Source organism: Tritonibacter sp. SIMBA_163 (genome assembly GCF_046535935.1).
Lineage (GTDB): Bacteria > Pseudomonadota > Alphaproteobacteria > Rhodobacterales > Rhodobacteraceae > Epibacterium > Epibacterium scottomollicae.
Window position 1 is genome coordinate 1 of record NZ_JAWJBP010000795.1, and the last position, 257, is coordinate 257.

Consider the following 257-nt stretch of genomic DNA (forward strand, 5'->3'; position numbering starts at 1 on the left):
CCACAGGTCAGGCGTTACCGCAAGCGCGAGTGGAAGCGTTATTTGCCCAAGGCTGGCATTGGGGAGAAGTTCTTGCGAAGACAGTACAAGATAGTTATTTAATTATTGGAGAATGTGTAGTCGGTGGGACAACAACTGCTTTGGGATTACTCACAGGTTTGAGAATTGCTGCTGCGAATAAGGTCAATAGTAGCCACCCGCAATGTAATCATCGGCAAAAATGGGAAATTGTGCAAGCTGGGTTAGGGCGAACCGAT

1 pseudogene is annotated in these 257 nt (G+C 47.5%); it reads left to right on the plus strand.

Going from position 1 to position 257, the window contains the following annotated elements:
• A pseudogene (locus R0J92_RS24510) lies at positions 1–257 on the plus strand (TIGR00303 family protein); the annotation flags it as partial.